The following is an 18,082-nucleotide window of genomic DNA, read 5'->3' as shown; positions in this document are numbered from 1 at the left end:
TGCCCTCTTCGGCCCGGCCCGGGCAGAACGAGGTTCGGAAGTGGGGCCCTGCCGGGCCGGGCGGGGAATCACCGGTCCGGCAGGGAAACCGAGGGGTCAGCGCGGCAGGTTGACCACCTGTGTCGCACCGAAGGTGCCCTTCAGCGGCACCTCCACGGTCTGGCGCCGCACCGTCACCCGGACGCTGTCCTGCGACTGCGTCGGATCCGAGACTGCGAGCTGCCGGCCCGAGCCGCTGCGCCCCAGGGCCACGGAAGCCGGACCTGAGACAGTCACCTCATCCACAGTATCCGCCTTGTAGAAGTTTGCGAGGAGTGTGTTGTCCCACAGCCGGATCGCCTGAACGGCGGCTGTGTTCGCCCGCACTCGCCACGCGAGCACGGAAGCGACGGTGCTCACGACCGAAGCCGCAGGCAACACCGCATACGCGTACTTCGCGTCCGACGGCTTCACTCCGTGCTCGATCACGAGCTTCTGGTAACGCCGCGTGTACGGGTCGGTCGTGCCCTTGGTGTTTGCGCCCGTGTCGATGTCGCGCCACGCGCCGGTGCGGTCTTCGCGCAGCGCAGTCACGTCGGCCTTGTCGAGCAGCACGTAACCGCCGACGTCGTCGAGATGCAGCCAGTGCGGGTTCCGCAGCGACGTCGTGCGCCCCAGCGCGGACGAGACGAGCCGCGCGTCGGCCAGCAGCGTGCCCCGGCCGTTCTCCCCCAGATTGCGGTTCTCGATCGTGGTCCGCACCTGCTCGCCTGACGTATCGGTGATCCCCGCGCCGAGGCAGACGACGCCCGTCGGCGTGAAGAACCACGACTTCTTCGCGGTCAATGTGCCGTCGAGCGACACGAAGTCCATCGCGTACGCGCCGTGGCGCGCGTCCCAGCGCACGCCGCCGACGTGGGCCCTGGTCGACATCGGCGTGGACTGCAGCGCGCCCGTCGGCCCGGTCTTCGTCGTGGCGCCCGGCAGCAGCAGCGGGTCGACGGTCGGCCAGTAGGCGTCGGAGTAGTGGCCTTTGGCGTTCGGCAGGAACAGGTAGAGCACGCCGTCGCCGACGTACCAGCCGTGCTGGTTCATGCCGTTGATGGACTCGTAGCGCGAGATCCGCGTGGATCCCACGGCGAGCGAGCTCGACCAGCCCTCGGTCACGTGCAGCATCCGGTCCTGCTGGCCGAAGATCCGGTGCGTGGCCGTGATCGGCGTCGGCCCCACGTGGGTTGCGAGCATCTCCTGCGCGAACTCGATGCCCGGCGTCGCCACGAGGTCCGGACCCGGCGCGAACCGCTCCGGGTCGGGGATCTCCAGGAAGGGCGCGTACGTGCCTTCGGAGATCCACTTCGCCGCGAGGCCCGACAGCTCGGCCTTGGCCGTACCGGTGGCCGCGCGCGCCAGCACGAGCGTGGCGACGGTGAGCTGGTGGCCGATGTCGTGGCCGGTCTCGCCCTGGCGCGAGAGCATCCGCCCACGCACCGGCTCCATCAGCGCGCCCGCGTAGACGAACGGCGCGAAGGTGTCGGGCACCAGCGCGTAGATCTTCTGCTTGAGGTCCTCGGGCAGGGCGTACTCGGTGCCCTCGGTTACGTGGATCGCGCCGGAGAGCGCGGTCAGCAGCACGATGCCGTAGTGCCCGGGGTACGGGATGGTGTCGTGCTGGATGAACGAGCCGTCGACGTGGAACCCGTCGCCGCCCGACTTGTCCAGCTTGGCCACGAGGCTCGCCGCGCCGCCGCCGGCGACGTCGGTGAGCGCGTCGATGCCGGTCTTGATCCACGCGCTGTCGCCGATCAGTGCGCCGGAGACGATGGAGATCAGGGCCTTGTCGGCGCGGTTGGCGCCGGTCTCGACGGTGCTCGGGCTGTTGGCCCGCACGTTGGGGTTGCCCACGAACCGCTTGATCGGGCTGACGTAGCGCGCGAGCTCGTCGGCCGTCAGCTCGTCGGCGACCGTGACGAGCGTGTGCAGCACGTAGTACGGCACACCGATCTCGTAGGTGTACCAGTTGCCGATCTCGCCGATCTGCGGGTTGTACTGGCTCGCGTAGATCAGCTCGAGCGCCTTCTTGATGCGGTCGAGCACCTGCGGGTCACCCGAGAGCGTGCCGCCCGGCGTGCCCCAGTCGACGGCGATGGCCCGCAGCCGCGCGTACATCGACGTGGTGTAGTCGCTGCCCGGCCCGAGGGGCAGGTCGGTCCACAGTGGACCACCGGTGACGGTCATCGTGTCGTTGTAGGCCTTCGCCACGCGGCCGAGGTTCTTCAGCGCGGCCGTTCGCTCGGCCGACGGCCGGTTGATCCCGGTCTGCAGCTCGCGGTAGCCGGCCACGATCGCTTTGAAGGGTTCGGCGGGCGTGGCGTTCGCGGTGGCCACCGTCGCGGCGGGCGCGGAACCCGCCGCCAACGCCGGGTGCGCGGCGGCGCTCAGGGCCACCGAGGCGGCCGCGACGGCGCCGCCGCGCAGGGCAGTTCTCCGGTTTACGGGCATGACAATGCCTCCCAGGATCAAGACGTCCTTGGCTTGCGGGATTTTCGGGGACCTGAAAAGGAGAATTCAGTTGTGGTTACTCGGCGGAGAAAAGGTCAGCGCGCTCCGTCCGTGCGCCGCGGCAACTGCCACGGGTTCTGCTCCTGCAGCGGCTCGGGCAGCAGCGCGTCGGGGAAGCCTTGCCACGCGACCGGGCGCAGGAACCGCTCGATGGCGGCGGTGCCGACCGACGTCGTGGTGGGCGCGGTGGTGGCCGGGTACGGGCCACCGTGCTGCTGCGCCCAGCTCACCGTGACGCCCGTGGGCCAGTCGTTCCACAGCAGCCGCCCGGCGAGACGGGTCAGCGAAGGCAGCAGCGGGCGGACGTAGTCGGCCTCGTCCTCCTCACCCTGCACCGTGGCAGTCAGGCCTGGCTCCAGCGTGTCGAGCACGCCGATGAGCTCGTCGGCGTCGCGGTAGGTGACGATGAGCGACGCGGGACCGAAGTGCTCTTCGCGCACCGCTTCCCCACCGGCCATAAACTCCTTGGCCGTGGTGGAGAGCAGGCTCGGGGTGAACGACTCGCCCTGGTGCGTGCCGTCGACGACCGTGGTCACGCCCGGGGCCTGGCGCAGCTCGGACAGCTTGTGCGCGAAGCCCTGCGCGATGCGCTCGTTGAGCATCGGCTGGCCCGCAACAGCGCCGACGGCCTCACGCAGCGCGTCGTCGAGACCGTGGCCCTCGGGCAGGAACAGCAGGCCCGGCTTCGTGCAGAACTGGCCGGCACCGAGGCTGAACGACCCCGCGTACGCCTTCGCCACGGCCTCGCCGCGCCGGGCGACCGCGCCCGGCGTCACCACGACCGGGTTCACGCTGCCGAGCTCGCCGTAGAACGGGATCGGCGTGGGCCGCGAGACCGCGATGTCGAACAGCGCGCGCCCACCCGGCACGGAGCCGGTGAACGAGGCGGCCTGGATGCGCGGGTCCTTGAGCGCGGTCACGCCCTGTTCGAACCCGTGGATCACGGCGAACGCGCCCGCGGGCGCACCGGCCGCGGCGAGCGCCCCGACGACGATCTCGCCCGTGCGCGTGGACAGCTCCTCGTGGCCCGGGTGCGCCTTGAGGATCACCGGGCAGCCCGCGGCCAGCGCGGACGCGGTGTCGCCACCCGCGACGCTGAAGGCGAACGGAAAGTTGCTGGCCGCGAACACCAGCGTCGGGCCGATCGGCACGAGCACCCGGCGGATGTCGGGACGCGGACCCATGGGCCACTCGGCGTCGGCGTGGTCGACGGTGGCGCCCAGGAACGCGCCGTCGCGCAGGACCTGGCCGAAAAGGCGCAGCTGGAACGTGGTGCGGGCGAGCTCGCCCTTCAGACGCGGTGCCGCGGGCAGGTGGGTCTCGGTGTGGGCGAGGGCGATCAGCTCCTCGGCTTCGGCGTCGAGAGCGTCGGCGGCGGCTTCGAGCCAGCCGGCGCGCTCAGTGGGTGTGCTCGCCGCGAACCGGCGGGCGGCCGCGGCCGCGGCGGCGAGGGTGCGCTCGAGCTCCGGTGCGGAGGTTTCTCGGCTCATGGTGGAACGTGTCTCCTCGGTGAATCGCTCAGGTTCAAGCACGGTTCAGGGCAGGCTGCGTGCGGCCGCCGTGGCCGCGCGCAGGTCCGGCCACCGGCCGGGACCCCCCAAGCCCAGATGGTAGAGGTGCAGCTCGGCCGCGCCGGCCTTGCCGAGCTCGGTCACGTACGCCTCGATGTCGGGCACCGGGCTCGCGGCGACTGCGGTGATGTAGCTGCCCACCGCCACGTCCTCGGGCAGCGCCCGGCGGGCCGCGGCCACGGCGTCGACGCTGCTCTGGCCCGGCGCCCAGTTCTGCAGCACGACCACGGCGGCGTCACCGGCTGCGGCCGGCGTGAGGCCCGGCAGCGCCCCGGTGACCCACGGGTCGAGCTGGCCGTGCAGCACGATCCGCGTGCCCGGTGCCAGCTCGGCGAGCACCGCGGCGCGCAACGCATCGGTGGCGCGCTGGCGCCCGGCGAGCACGATGTCCTTGAGCGTGGCCGGCAGCCGGTCCTCGGTCACGGTGAGGTCGGCCGTGTCGAGCAGCCGGCGGACTTCCGTGCGCAGCGTCGCGCGCACCTCGGCGGCGTCGAGACCGGTCCAGCCTTCGGCGCACGCCTCGCAGCAGCAGATCGACAGCAGGCGCGCCACGGCGGGCGCCCACACTCCGTCGGTCTTCTCGTGCTGGTGCTGGTGCACCGCGCCGAGCGGGCCGCACGCCTCGAGGATCACCGAGGAGAGCGCCAGCCCCGCGACGGCCTCCGCGGTCAGCGTCGCCGCGTATTCGCGCACGGCGGGCTGGGCCGGGCACAGGGCCCACGGGTAGGACTCGCCGAAGCAGTTCTGCACGGTGTACTGCGGGAAAGCCGTGCCCAGCTGCGAATTGTGCGTGAGCACGATCCAGGCGGCGGCGGGAATCCCCGTGGCGTTGAGCAGGCGCACGGCGTCGCCGCCGCTGTCGGGCTGCGCGACCCAGTCCGGGGTGGACGGACGCAGTTCCCTGCCCCGCCACGCTGCTTCGCGCACGGGCCGGTAGCTCGCCGCCGTGCGCGCGATCACCGAGGTGCGCTCGGCGGAGTACGGCGTGGCGGCGCGGGCGCTGTGGTAGGTCAAAGCCACGGCGACCTCGTCCACCTCCAGGTCCTGCACGCGCTCCACGAAGCCGGGGTCGCCGAGGACGTCCCAGGAGTAGGCGTATCCGGTCACCTTCACGCGTCACCACCTCGCCGTGTTGGGTTCGAAGCCGGGCACGTAGGAGCGCATGTAGGTCACGTCGTCCCGTTTCGTCAGTCCACAGCGGACGTAGTCCTCGTGCGCGCGGGCCAGCGCGTCCTGGTCGAGCTCGATGCCCAGGCCCGGCTTGTCCGGCACGGCGACCGCGCCGTCCACGAACTCCAGCACGCCGGGCACGATCACGTCGGTGGTCTTCCACGGCCAGTGCGTGTCACACGCATACGTCAGGTGCGGCGTCGCGGCGGCCACGTGCACCATCGCGGCCAGGCTGATGCCGAGGTGGCTGTTGGAGTGCATCGACAGCCCGACCCCGAAACTCTCGCACAGCAGCGACAACGCCTGCGTGTCGCGCATCCCGCCCCAGAAGTGGTGATCCGACAGCAATACGCCGATCGCGCGGGCGCGGAAGGCGGACTCGATGTCACCGAAGTTGACCACGCACATGTTGGTGGCCAACGGCATGCTCGCCGCGGCCGCGACCCGCGCCATGCCCTCGATGCCCGGCGTCGGGTCTTCGAGGTACTCCAGGACACCGTCGAGCTCGGCCGCGACCCGGACGCTCGTGTCGACGGTCCAGGCCGCGTTCGGGTCGATCCGCAACGGATGCCCGGGAAAAGCCTCCGCCAGCGCGCGGATGCCCTCGATCTCCTCGCCGGGGTCGAACACCCCGCCCTTGAGCTTGATCGAGCGGAACCCGTACTGCTCGACCATGCGCCGCGCTTCGCCGACGAGGGCGTCCGGCGTGATCACCTCACCCCAGGAATCCTCGGCCGCACCGACGTGAGCGCCGTACTTGTAGAACAGGTACGCGGAGAACTCCACGGCGTCGCGGGCCTTGCCGCCCAGCAGATCGACCACCGGACGGCCCAGCACCTGGCCCTGCGCGTCCAGGCACGCGACCTCGAACAGCGAATAGACACTGGCGATCGTCTTGCGGATGGAGAACCCGCCGATCAAGCCGTGCTCATCCGTCAGCACCGTCCCGGCCAGCACCCGCGTGACGATCCGCTTCAACCCCGGCAGGTCGAACACGTCGTGCCCGGCCAGCTCCGGCACGACCTTGCGCACCTCGCCGAGAAACGCTGCGTCACCGTAAGACTCGCCGAGCCCGACGACACCGTCGTCGCACACCACCTGCACGACACTGCGCAACGCGAACGGCTCGTGCACCCCCATCACGTTCAGCAGCGGTGGGTCTGCGAACGCGACGGGCGTGAGCACCACATCCCGGATCTTCATCGGGTCTCGATCCCCTTGAGTACCTCGAACCCGCGCTCCACGATTCCGCCGAGCCGGTCGATCTGCTCGGTCGTCGGCTCCACCAGCGGCGGCCGGACCGTGCCGACCTTGTCGCCGCGTAGCCGGGCGGCGGCCTTCACCAATGACACCGCGAAGCCCGGTGTCTCGTCGCGCAACGCCACCAGCGGCAAGTAGAACCCGGCCAGCAGCGTGTCCATCACGTCCGTGTCGCCCTCGGCCAGTGCGCGGTGGAACCGGTGCGCGATCTCGGGCGCGAAACAGTGCACGGCCGAGGAATACCGTGCCACACCGATGGCCGCGTACGCCTTCGCGGAGGCCTCCGCCGTCGGCAACCCGTTGAAGAACAGGAAATCCTCGGAGCGCTGCGTGCCCAGCGACCGGATCGTGGTGACGATGCGGGTCATCACCTCCGCGTCGCCGTACCCGTCCTTGAGCCCGACGACCGACGGGATGTCGAGCAGCCGCGCGGCCGACGGCGCCGTGAACACCCCGGTGCTGCGGTGGTACACGATCACCGGCACCGACGTGTCGCCCACGGCGAACCGCACGAAGTCGACCAGCCCCGCCTGCGGCCCGGAAACCAGGTACGGCGGCAGCAGGAGCGCGCCGTCGGCGCCACCGGCCTGTGCCGCGGCCACGCCCGCGCGTGCGGCGGCCGCACCGCCACCGGCCCCGATCCATACCGGCACGCGCCCGGCCACGACTTCGCGCGCCCTCGCCAGCAGCGCCGCGATCTCGTCGGGCGACAGCGAGGAGAACTCGCCCGTGCCGCACGCGACGAACAACGCCCCCGCGCCGGCGGCCACGTGGCTCTCCACGTTCTCCGCGAACCCGTCGAGGTTCACCTCGAGGTCCTCGGTGAACGGCGTCAGCGGGAACGCCAGCAAGCCGTCCAGCTCGATCTTGGGCTGTGCCATCAGTTTCTGCTCTTTCCGTCCTCGTCGGGGCGTCCGGGTGGCGTGCCCGGCCACGGGTTCGACGATCCCACCGCTGCCGTCTCCTCGCTCGAGACCCACCCCGGTGTTCACATTCATGAATGGAGTCTGTTATGCTGATTATGTTCATCCATAAGAATGCTGTTCGGGACGCTAATATGGCCGGAGTCACAAGTCAACGGCCCGGTTGGAGGACGCACATGGCGCAGAAGCCGGCCACCGCGGAGCGGATCGCGACGCCCGGCGCGGAGAGCGCGGGCGTGAAGTCCGCGCGGCGCGCTATCGACCTCATCGAGACGTTCGCGGCCAACGACGTGTGGCTGTCGCTGTCCGACCTGCACGCGCGCACCGGCTTCCCCCGCTCGAGCCTGCACGGCCTGTTGCGCACGCTCCTGGAGGCGGGCTGGCTCGAAGCCGACGCCAACACCGCGCGCTACCGCCTCGGCGTGCGCGCGCTGATCTGCGGCACCGCCTACCTCGACCGCGACGCGATCGTCCCGTTCGCCACCGAGGCGCTGGAGCGCATCCGCGAGAAGACCGGGTTCACCGCGCACTTCGCGCGCCGCAACGGCACCGAGGTCGTGTACCTCGAGACCCGCGAGTCGCAGCACTCGACGCACCTCGTCTCGCGCGTCGGCCGCACGCTGCCCACCCACGCCACGGCGCTGGGCAAGGCACTGCTCGCCGAGCTGACCCACGACGAGATCGAAGAGCTGATGCCGGCGAAGCTCCCGCCGCTCACGCCGCACACGATCACCACTCGCGAGCAGCTGCACGCCGACCTCGCGCGCACCCGCGAGGTCGGCTACGCCGCCGAGATCGAAGAAGGCACGCTCGGGGTCCGCTGCGTCGCCGCCGTGATCCCGTACCGCATCCCCGGCACCGACGCGATGAGCTGCTCGATGCCGGTCGGCCAGGTCACCGACGCCGACGTTCAGCGCGTCGGCGAGCTCCTGGCCGAGACCACCGCCGAGCTCGGGCAGCAGCTGCGCCGGGCCGGCATCCGCTGACCGCCGCCATTCCCCTGTTGCGAAGCGTTTCGAGAGGAACCCCATGGCAGACCAGCGCGTGCTGATCACCGGATCGGCAGGCATCGTCGGCACCCTGATGCGCCCGCGGCTGCGCAAGCCCGGCCGGGTGCTGCGCCTGCTCGACCTGGCCGAGCAGGCCCCGGCCGAGGCCGGCGAAGCCGTCGAGATCGTGACCGGCTCGGTCACCGACCGCGAGGCGATGGCGGCGGCCTGCGCCGGTGCCGACGCCCTGATCCACCTCGGCGGCCACAGCCGCGAGAACACGTGGGAAGCCACGCTCGACGTCAACATCAACGGCACCCACACGGTTCTGGAAGCGGCCCGCGAAGCCGGGGTCAAGCGGGTGATCCTCGCGTCGAGCAACCACGCCGTGGGCTTCCGCCGCAACGCCGACGCCGGTGAGGCCGGCCTGCCCGCGGACTCGAGCCCGCGCCCGGACACCTACTACGGCGTGAGCAAGGCGGCCATCGAGTCGCTGGGCAGCCTGTACGCGTCGCGCTTCGCCATGGACGTGATCGTGATCCGCATCGGCTCGTGCTTCGAGACGCCGCTGCCGCTCGGCCCGCGCGGGCTGACCACGTGGCTCTCCCCCGACGACGGCGCGCGCCTGTTCGAGGCCTGCCTGAGCGCGCCCTCGCCCGGCTACCGGCTGGTCTGGGGCGTCTCGGACAACACCCGGCGCGTCTACTCGCTCGCCGAGGCCGAGGCGCTGGGCTACAAGTCCCTCGACAACGCCGAGGTCTACGCCGAGCAGCTCGCTGACCGGCCAGCCCCGACGGGTGCGGCCGCGGAGTTCGTCGGCGGGCCGTTCTGCACCGCTCCGCTCGGGCAGTTCAACCCGCTCTGAGCCGCTGCCGCTTGCCCCGGAAGGCCCGCCGACCTGCCCGGCGGGCCTTCTCTCGTCCGGTGAAGCCGCGCAGGCGCCTACACTCGTGGTGTTCGGAGACGGCGCGACGAGGAGGACGCGGGTGGGTGAGCTTTCGGCCGCCGACACCAACGGCATCCTCGCGCTGCCGTGGATCCGGCCCGAACGCACCAGCGCCGGTCTCGGCTGGGAGCACCTCTACCTGTCTAAGCAGCACGAACGGCCCCACCGCGGCCTGTTCGCCGCCGCCCCGACCCACCAGCTCATCCTGCACCTCGCCGGGCCCGTGACGGTCCGCCGCCGGGTCGGCACGCCGGGCGAGCAGAGCCGGCGCGTCCCGGCCGGCGGCCTGTTCCTGCAGCCCTCGCACGCGGACCTGTCCGTGGAGCTGGGCGGGGAGCTCGACACGCTGCACGTGTACGTCGCCGACTCGGCCGTGCAGGAGGCCGCGGGTACCGAAACCCCGATCCGGCTCTCGGAGGAGCTCGGCACCGTCGACCCGCTGCTGGAGCAGCTCCTGCTCTCCCTCGACGGCGTGGTCCGAGACTGGGAGCCGAGCGCCCGCACGTACGCCGACCAGCTGTGCGCCCTCGTGGCCACCCACCTCGCCCGCCGCCACCGTGCCGGGGGCACCACCGCCGAGCCGACCCCGGTGACGCCCGCCGCGTTGTCGGACCGGCAGTTCGACCGCGTGCGCGACCTGATGGCCGAGCGGCTCGCGGAACCGCTGGGGTTGCCCGAACTCGCGGCCGTGACCGGGCTGAGCGTGAGCCGGTTCGCCCGCCGCTTCAAGGCCCGCACCGGCCTGCCCCCGCACCAGTACCTGCTCAAGCTGCGCGTCGAGCAGGCCCGGCTGCTGCTTCGCACCTCCAGCGACCCGATCGCCGACATCGCGGCCGGCTGCGGGTTCTCGCACCAGGAGCACCTCACGCGGGTCCTGCGCACACAGCTCGGCACCACTCCGGCGGCTCTGCGGCGCGAGCGATAAGCGCCCGTCCGGGTGACGCGCGCGTTTCGTGCTGCCGGCGCGGCAGGAACGTGCAGGAAACCGGGCGGCGACATCCGGATACTCGAGGCACCCGCGTGGAAGGACCAACGATGTTCAGCTACACCGCGAACCCGGCCCGGGTCGTCTTCGGCAGCGGCACCCTCGCCTCACTGCCCGACGAGGTGCGCCGCCTCGGCGCCACCCGCGTCCTGCTGCTGGGCAGCCCGCCGCTGGCCGGGCCTGCGGACCGCGTCGCCGACTCGCTCGGCCCGCTGCTCGCCGCCCGCTTCGACGAAGCCGCCATGCACACACCTGTGGACGTGACCGAGCGCGCACTCAAGGTCGTGACGGAGAACGACGTCGACTGCGTCCTCGCCATCGGCGGCGGCTCGACGACCGGCCTGGCGAAGGCGATCGCGCTGCGCACGGATCTGCCCCAGATCATCGTGCCCACGACCTACGCCGGTTCCGAGATGACACCGGTCCTGGGCGAGACCGCCGACGGGCGCAAGACCACCCAGACCACGCCCAAGGTGCAGCCCGAGGTCGTCGTCTACGACGTGGACCTCACCCTGAACCTGCCCGTGCAGGTGTCGCTCACCAGCGGCATCAACGCCATGGCCCACGCCGTCGAGGCCCTCTACTCACCCGACGCCAACCCGATCGTGGACCAGTTCGCCCTCGAAGCGATCCGCCTGCTCGCCGCCGCCCTCCCCCGCATCGCCGCCAACCCGTCCGATGTGGACGCCCGCAGCGAAGCCCTGCGCGCCGCCTGGCTCGCCGGCACCTGCCTGGGCTCGGTCGGCATGGCCCTGCACCACAAGCTCTGCCACACCCTCGGCGGCAGCTTCGACCTCCCGCACTCCGAAACCCACACCGTCGTCCTGCCCTACGCCATGGCGTACAACACCACCGGCGCACCCGACGCCATGCGCCGCATCGCCGACGCACTCGGCGCACCCGACGCCGCGACCGGGGTGTACGACCTCATCGCGGGCTTGCCCGTACCGCACTCGCTGGGCGAGCTGGGCTTCACCGAGAACGACATCGCCAAGGCCGCCGAGATCGCCACGGCCAAGCCGTACCCGAACCCGCGCGAGGTCACCCGCGAGGGCATCGAGGGTCTGCTCCGGCAGGCCTGGGCCGGCACCCGCCCCGCCGCGGCCGAGGGCGCCAAACCGGATCTGCGCGGCCTCACCGCCGAGGTCGTGGACAGCTTCGCGGGGACGCCGAACCCACGGCTGCGCGAGCTTCTGCAGGAACTGGTGCGCACGTTGCACGGCTACGTGGTGCGGACCGACCTGACCCAGCAGGAATGGGAGTATGCGATCGACTTCCTGACCCGGACGGGCCACATCACCGACGACAAGCGCCAGGAGTTCATCCTGCTGTCGGACACCCTCGGTGTCTCCAGCGTGGTCGACGTGCTCACCAACTCCCGCACCCCGGACACGACGCCCTCGGCGGTGCTCGGCCCGTTTTACGTGCAGGGTCCACCGGAGACGGCACAGGGCGCGGACCTCGCCGGAGGACTGCCCGGCACTCCGTTGTGGACGGACGTGCGGGTCACCGAACCTGACGGTACCCCCGTGCCCGATGCGGTGGTCGACGTCTGGCAGGCCAACGAGGACGGGTTCTACGACGTGCAGCTGCCCGACCTCGACGGGCCGGTGCTGCGTGCCCGGTTCCGCACCGACGCCGACGGCCGGTTGCGGTTCTGGACCATCGTGCCCTCGGCCTACCCCATCCCGGGCGATGGCCCGGTCGGCCAGATGCTCGACTCGGCCGCGCGGCACACGTACCGCGCACCCCATGTGCACTTCATGATCGCCAAGCCCGGTTACCGCACGCTGGTCACGCAGCTGTTCGTCAAGGGAGGCGAGTACCTCGACTCCGACACCGTGTTCGGCGTCAAGGACGACCTCATCGTCGACTTCGCCGAGCAGACCGGCCCGGCGCCTGACGGCCGCGAACCCGAGCGTGGCTGGCGCCGGCTCGACTTCTCCTTCCACATCTCCCCCGTCCCGGTGAACTGACGAGGAATCCCACCATGAACGAGTACGACACCGACGTCATCGTGGTCGGCAGCGGGCCGGCCGGGGGGACCGCGGCGCTGCTGCTCGCCACTTACGGCGTGCGCACCGTGCTGGCCACCAAGTACGGCTGGACCGCCAACACGCCCCGCGCGCACATCACCAACCAGCGGACCATGGAAGTGCTGCGCGACCTCGGCATCGAGGAGCTGGCGCTCGCGCAGGGCACGCCGCCGGAGCTGATGGGCGACACCGTGCTGAGCACGTCGCTGACGGGCAGCGAGATCGGCCGCATCGCTAGCTGGGGCACCGGCGACCGTTCGGCCACGGAGTACGGGGCGGCCAGCCCCTGCCACATGATCGACCTGCCGCAGACCCTGCTGGAGCCGATCCTCGCCTCGAACGCGGCCGAACGCGGCGCGAAGCTGCGGCTGGACACGGAGTTCCTCGACTTCACGCAGGACGCCGACGGCGTCACTGCGCGGTTCCACGACCGCGTCCGCGGCGACGACTTCACGCTGCGGGCGCGCTACCTCGTCGGCGCCGACGGAGCCCGCAGCCGCGTCGCGGAGCAGGCGGGCCTGCCGATCGCCGGGCAGTCGGGCAAGGCCGGCAGCATGAACATCACGTTCACCGCCGACCTGACGAAGTACGTGGCGCACCGGCCGAGCGTGCTCTACTGGATCATGCGCCCGGGCGCCCACCTGGGCGGCATCGGCATGGGCCTGGTGCGCATGGTGCGGCCGTGGAACGAGTGGCTGCTCGTGTGGGGCTACGACATCGAGCAGGCGCCGCCGGAGGTCGACGCGGCCGAGGCGACGCGAATCGTGCGCGACCTCGTCGGCGATCCGGAACTGGAGGTCGAGATCACCTCGACGTCGCTGTGGACGGTGAACCACAGCTACGCCACCGAGTACTCCAAGGGCCGCGTCTTCTGCGCGGGCGACGCCGTGCACCGGCACCCGCCGTCCAACGGCCTCGGCTCGAACACGTCCATTCAGGACTCGTACAACCTCGCGTGGAAGCTCGCGATGGTCGTGCGCGGCGAGGCGGGCGAGGAGCTGCTGGAGACCTACTCGGCCGAGCGTGCGCCGGTGGGCAAGCAGATCGTGGACCGCGCGAACCTCTCCCGCGACCAGTTCGGCCCGATCTTCGAGACGCTCGGCATCACCGGCGACACCGACGCCGACGCCATCGCCGCCGGCCTGGCCGCGTGCGAGGCGCCGACCGAGGACGGAGCGCGCAAGCGCCGTCAGCTGGAGAAGGCCATCGAGCTCAAGCACTACGAGTTCAACGCGCACGGCGTGGAGCTTGACCAGCGCTACGCGTCGACCGCGGTGATCCCCGACGGCTCGGGCGGCACCGCCCCGGTGTCCGGCCGTGACCCGGAGCTGTTCCACCAGGCCACGACCACGCCCGGCGCGAAGATCCCGCACGTGTGGCTCGTCGGCTCGCACGGCCGTCGCGTGTCCACTTTGGACCTCGTGGGCCGGGGCCGCTGGAGCGTCGTCACGGGCCTGTCGGGCGAGTCCTGGCGCGTCGCCGCGGAGAAGGCGGCCGCGGAGCTCGGCCTGGACCTGCGGGTGGTGACCGTGGGGGCCGAGGGCGCCCGCGACTCCTACGGCGACTGGACCCGCGCGAGCGAGATCGACGAGGCCGGCGCGCTGCTGGTCCGCCCGGACGGCTACGTGGCCTGGCGCCACTCGACCGCCGCCGCGGAACCCGAAGCGACGACGGCGCTGCTGGCCGCGCTGAAGACGGTGCTGTCCCGCGCTTGAGCCCGGTGCTCTTCTTTCCGCCCGCGGGGTCACTTCGGTGGCTCCGCGGGCGGACCGCGTTACAGAGCTTCGAGATCCACCGCCTCTGGTCGACCAGAGAAAGCCACCCGTTGTCCGATGGGGCCGACGTCCTCGTGGACCACAGCGAGCACGGTGTTGTCGCCAAAGCAACACCATGCCTGCCCCGTTGCGGGGCGGCGGCAGGATGGCGGGATGGACAGCCCGTTGATGGTAGGACGCGACCACGAGCTGGGTCGGCTGGTCGGCCTCCTGGACGAAGTCGATGCCCACGGGACGGCCCTTGCCGTCAGCGGGATCGCCGGAATAGGGAAGTCGGCACTGCTTGACCGCACGCGGAAAGCAGCCACCCACCGGGGCATGGTTGTCCTGAGCACCACAGGAATCCCGGTGGAGGCGAACCTCGCGTTCGCGGGCTTGCACCGGCTTCTCCGGCCGCTCCTCGCGCACGTCGACGCGCTGCCCACGGCGCAACGTGACGCGGTCAACGCGGCCTTCGGGATGGGTGAACGGACCCCGCCCGAGCCCTTCATGATCGCCCTCGGGGTCCTCGGGCTGGTCAGCGACGCCGCGACGCGCACGCCTGTGCTGATCTGCGTCGAAGACGCTCATTGGCTCGATCGTCCGACCGCGGATGCCCTCGCGTTCCTCGGACGGCGCATCGAGTCGGATCGGATCGTTCTCCTGGCCGCGCTTCGCACCGGGTACGACAGCCCGCTGCGCTGCCCGTGGCTGATCCAGATGGAACTGGAACCGCTCACGCAGGAGGCGTCCCGGCTACTGCTCGACCAGGTGAGCCCAGGTCTCACGCCGTCGGCCAGCAGCCGGGTGCTCGCCGCAGCCGAAGGAAACCCGCTGGCGTTGCGTGAGCTCCCGGCGACACTCGGCTCGAGCGCTCAGGCCGGGCCCGCGGCTCCCGGAGTACGCCGGCCCTTGAGCGAACGGCTGGAAGCGGCGTTTGCGGCCCGCGTCACGGAACTCCCCGCCCCGGCACGCACCCTGCTGCGCGTGGCGGCGGCCGCGGAGGACGGCACGCTGGGGACGATCCTCGAGGGTGCGGAGATCATCGACGGTGCGCCTCGTACGGTCGCGGATCTCGTCGCCGCGGTCCGGGCTCGACTGATCGTGATCGAGGACCAGCAAGTCCGATTTCTGCACCCGCTCATGCGTTCGGCGATCTATCAGGCGGCCACGGTCGCCGAGCGGCAGGCGGCCCATGCGGCGCTGGTCGAGGTCTATGCCGAGGACCCCGATCGCCGCGTGTGGCACAGGTTGGCTGCCGCGACCGGTCCTGATCCCGCCGTCTGCGCGGAGGCGGAGAAAGCCGCACGTCGTGCTTTGCGCCGCGGTGCTGCTGCCACGGCGGCCGTCGTCTTCGAGCGCGCCGCCACTGCCACGCCGGACCCTGCTCGGCGCGGGCGGCTGCTGTTGGAGGCCGCCGCGGCGGCCAGCGACCAGGGACACGGCGAAACCGTCATGCGACTGCTGGCGGAGGCGAGTCTGCTCGACTTGGGATCGCATGAGCACGCACTGTGGATGTGGCTGGAGGAAGGCTTTCGGTCGGGACGTGTCGGCGACGCCGGCCGGGTGTCGGAGCTGACGCGGACGGCGACGAGGATGGCCGCGCTCGGTGACCGTGACCTGGCGCTGAACCTGCTCGTGTCCGCGGCCTCGCGCTGTTACTGGGGCGATCTCCGGGCCGAAGGCCTGGCGGTGGTGCGCGCCGCCGACGCCATCGGGGCGCCCGCCGGCGACCAGCGGATGCTGTACGTCCAGGTCTTCGCGGCGCCGATCGAACGCGGTGCGGTGGTGCTGCGCGAGCTCGACCGAAGCGGTGGCCCCGACGATGCGGCAGGTCTGTATCTGCGGGGCATGGCAGTGTGTCTGGCCGGTGCGTTCGACAAGGCGCTGCCGCTGCTGGCCGCCTCCGCGGAACGGCTGCGTGGCCAGGGGCGGCTGCGCCTGCTCGCGCAGGTGCTGTCGATACAGGCATGGGCCGCGCTGGAGGTCGGTGACTTCGCGGTCGCCATGCCGGCGGCACAGGAGTCGCAGCGCCTCGCCGCGGAGGTCCGGCGGCCGCTGTGGGAGACCGGTGGACGGATCGCGGAAGCGACGGCCGCAGCGCTGCGCGGTGACCAGAGAGCAGTGGAGACGCTCACCGCGGAGGCAAGCCGTGTGGCGCTGCCGATCGGCGCGGCGGCCTTGCTCAGCCTCGTGCAGTACACCCGCGGTGCGCTGGAACTCGCCCGCGGACGGTGCCTCGACGCCTACGAGCAGTTGCTCCGCATCTACCAGCCCGGTGACGCGGCGAGCCACCACCTCACCGCGTGCCATGTCATCGGTGATTTCGCCGAAGCCGCAGTGGGTAGCGGCCACCGTGAGCAGGCGGTGGCGCTGGTGCGGCAGGTGGAACCCGGTGCGCGCCTGTCACCAGGAGCGTGGCTTCACATTCAGCTGGCCTACGCCCGCCTGCAACTGGCTGCCGACGACGAAGCGGAGCCTCTCTTCGAGGAGGCACTCAGGCAAACCGGGGCCGCGTGGCCGCTCTGGCGGGCACGCGTGGAGCTTGCCCACGGCAAGTGGCTACGCCGGCGGCGAAGGCACCTCGAGTCGCGTGCTCCGCTGCGATCCGCCCGGGACACGTTCGACGCACTCGGCGCGACACCCTGGGCCGAGCAAGCCCATCAGGAGCTGCGCGCCGCGGGTGAGAGCAGCCCGCGCCGCCGGCTCGACGGGTTCGAAGAACTGACACCTCAAGAATTGCAGGTCGCCCAGATGGTCGCTCAAGGGTTGACCAACCGAGCCATCGCACAGCGGCTCTACCTGTCGCACCGCACGATCGAGTCACACCTGTACCGCATGTTTCCCAAGCTCGGCGTGCGATCGCGCGTGGAACTGGTCACCGTTATGCAAGGAAGGCTCGACCCGGTGGGCTGACTACTCGAGGTAACCGATCGCGCAGGGTCGCGGAATGCAGTGATGTCACTGAAGAGCGGGTCATCCGTTGGTGGCTATAACAGCAACGTACTCGGCCGATCAGTAAGGAAGTCGACATGACAGGGCTTGCATACTCGGTGTACGTCACGCCGTCGAAGGCCGCTGTATCCGATGATCTCCCGCCTGGAGAGCAGCAGCGCATGTGGTCCCCGACCGCGTCCACCCTGATCTACGGCGAGCGGGACGCCGTCCTGGTGGATCCGCTGATGACCACGGCCGAATCGACGGCCCTCGCCGAGTGGGTCGTCGCGACCGGCAAGAACGTGACGGCCCTCTTCATCACCCACGCCCACGGCGACCACTTCTTCGGTGCTCCCGCCGTGCTGGAGCGCTTCCCGAATGCCGAAGTCGTCGCCACCCCTGGCGTCGCCGCACGCATGGACGCCCAGTACGGACCGCAGTGGTTCGACGGGTTCTGGAACCCGCGGCTCCCCGGGCAGATCTCCACCCGCCACGTCGCCGCGCGGGCCCTCGTGGACGGAGTGGTCGACCTCGAGGGAGAACAGCTCGAAGCGATCGAGCTCGGTCACACCGACACCACGGGCAGCAGCGCGCTCCACGTGCCTTCCCTCGGGCTGGTGGTGGCCGGTGACGCCGTGTACGGCGACGTGCACCTGTACCTCGCCGAAGCCAAGGGCACCGGTTGGCGCGACTGGCTCGACGCACTGGACACCCTCGAAAAGCTCCAGCCCCGCGCGGTCGTCGCCGGCCACAAACGCGACGGCGACCCGGACGACCCCGAGGACATCGGCCGGACCCGCCGCTACATCGAGATCTTCACTTCGGCAGCCGAGAAGGCCGACGGCTTCGCCGACCTGTACGAGGCCGTACGTGCCCTGTATCCGGAACGGCTGAACCGCGGGGTCCTCTGGAACTCGGCCAAGTCCTACCTTGCGTAAGTTCCCTGGCCGGCCAGGGGGTCTCTACCCCGCGA

At 71.1% G+C, this 18,082-nt stretch carries 12 protein-coding genes and 1 pseudogene; 8 read left to right on the top strand and 5 right to left on the bottom strand.

Translation table 11 applies throughout. The features are described 5' to 3' along the window. Positions 1-96 precede the first annotated feature (96 nt). The 5 genes from AB0F91_RS16465 to AB0F91_RS16445 form a co-directional block, all read right to left on the bottom strand. Positions 97-2,478 carry a polysaccharide lyase 8 family protein gene (locus tag AB0F91_RS16465; RefSeq protein WP_360598370.1) on the bottom strand — a complete coding sequence of 794 codons (2,382 nt, stop codon included), beginning with the start codon at positions 2,476-2,478 and terminating at the stop codon, positions 97-99. A gap of 95 nt (positions 2,479-2,573) precedes the next feature. Next, a complete protein-coding gene (locus tag AB0F91_RS16460) occupies positions 2,574-4,070 on the bottom strand; it encodes an aldehyde dehydrogenase (NADP(+)) (protein WP_360598369.1) in 1,497 nt (498 codons plus the stop codon). Between the two features lie 3 nt (positions 4,071-4,073). Next, the gene (locus AB0F91_RS16455; protein ID WP_360598368.1) at positions 4,074-5,222 is read right to left on the bottom strand and encodes a hypothetical protein; all 1,149 of its coding nucleotides are present in this window, start codon (positions 5,220-5,222) and stop codon (positions 4,074-4,076) included. 3 nt (positions 5,223-5,225) lie between these two features. Beyond that, positions 5,226-6,482, bottom strand: coding sequence for a glucarate dehydratase family protein (locus AB0F91_RS16450; protein ID WP_360598367.1), 1,257 nt, complete (start codon positions 6,480-6,482; stop codon positions 5,226-5,228). Then, the gene (locus AB0F91_RS16445; protein WP_360598366.1) at positions 6,479-7,420 is read right to left on the bottom strand and encodes a 5-dehydro-4-deoxyglucarate dehydratase; all 942 of its coding nucleotides are present in this window, start codon (positions 7,418-7,420) and stop codon (positions 6,479-6,481) included. The genes AB0F91_RS16450 and AB0F91_RS16445 overlap by 4 nt, the downstream gene beginning before the upstream one ends. A gap of 218 nt (positions 7,421-7,638) precedes the next feature. Between AB0F91_RS16445 and AB0F91_RS16440 the strand changes: the two genes are divergently transcribed. The 8 genes and pseudogenes from AB0F91_RS16440 (at position 7,639) to AB0F91_RS16405 (ending at position 18,047) form a co-directional block, all read left to right on the top strand. Then, a complete protein-coding gene (locus AB0F91_RS16440) occupies positions 7,639-8,448 on the top strand; it encodes an IclR family transcriptional regulator (RefSeq protein WP_220241887.1) in 810 nt (269 codons plus the stop codon). Between the two features lie 43 nt (positions 8,449-8,491). Beyond that, the gene (locus tag AB0F91_RS16435) at positions 8,492-9,316 is read left to right on the top strand and encodes an NAD(P)-dependent oxidoreductase (RefSeq protein WP_360598365.1); all 825 of its coding nucleotides are present in this window, start codon (positions 8,492-8,494) and stop codon (positions 9,314-9,316) included. A 121-nt stretch (positions 9,317-9,437) separates the two neighbouring features. Beyond that, positions 9,438-10,322 carry an AraC family transcriptional regulator gene (locus AB0F91_RS16430; protein ID WP_360598364.1) on the top strand — a complete coding sequence of 295 codons (885 nt, stop codon included), beginning with the start codon at positions 9,438-9,440 and terminating at the stop codon, positions 10,320-10,322. A gap of 110 nt (positions 10,323-10,432) precedes the next feature. Next, positions 10,433-12,358, top strand: coding sequence for a maleylacetate reductase and hydroxyquinol 1,2-dioxygenase domain-containing protein (locus AB0F91_RS16425; RefSeq protein ID WP_360598363.1), 1,926 nt, complete (start codon positions 10,433-10,435; stop codon positions 12,356-12,358). Between the two features lie 14 nt (positions 12,359-12,372). Next, positions 12,373-14,133, top strand: a complete 1,761-nt coding sequence (locus AB0F91_RS16420; RefSeq protein WP_360598362.1) for an FAD-dependent monooxygenase — start codon at positions 12,373-12,375, stop codon at positions 14,131-14,133. Positions 14,134-14,250: 117 nt separating this feature from the next. Further along, positions 14,251-14,823: pseudogene (locus AB0F91_RS16415) on the top strand (ATP-binding protein); the annotation flags it as partial. A 261-nt stretch (positions 14,824-15,084) separates the two neighbouring features. Continuing rightward, on the top strand, positions 15,085-17,088 hold the full coding sequence (locus tag AB0F91_RS16410) for a LuxR C-terminal-related transcriptional regulator (protein ID WP_360598567.1): 2,004 nt from the start codon (positions 15,085-15,087) through the stop codon (positions 17,086-17,088). 116 nt (positions 17,089-17,204) lie between these two features. Beyond that, positions 17,205-18,047: an MBL fold metallo-hydrolase gene (locus tag AB0F91_RS16405; protein WP_360598361.1), complete on the top strand. Its 843-nt coding sequence runs from the start codon at positions 17,205-17,207 to the stop codon at positions 18,045-18,047. Positions 18,048-18,082: the final 35 nt, after the last annotated feature.

Source organism: Amycolatopsis sp. NPDC023774 (assembly GCF_040639695.1).
Classification (GTDB): Bacteria; Actinomycetota; Actinomycetes; order Mycobacteriales; family Pseudonocardiaceae; genus Amycolatopsis.
Note: the sequence above shows the minus strand (reverse complement) of the source record. Positions and strands in the feature narration are given on the sequence as shown.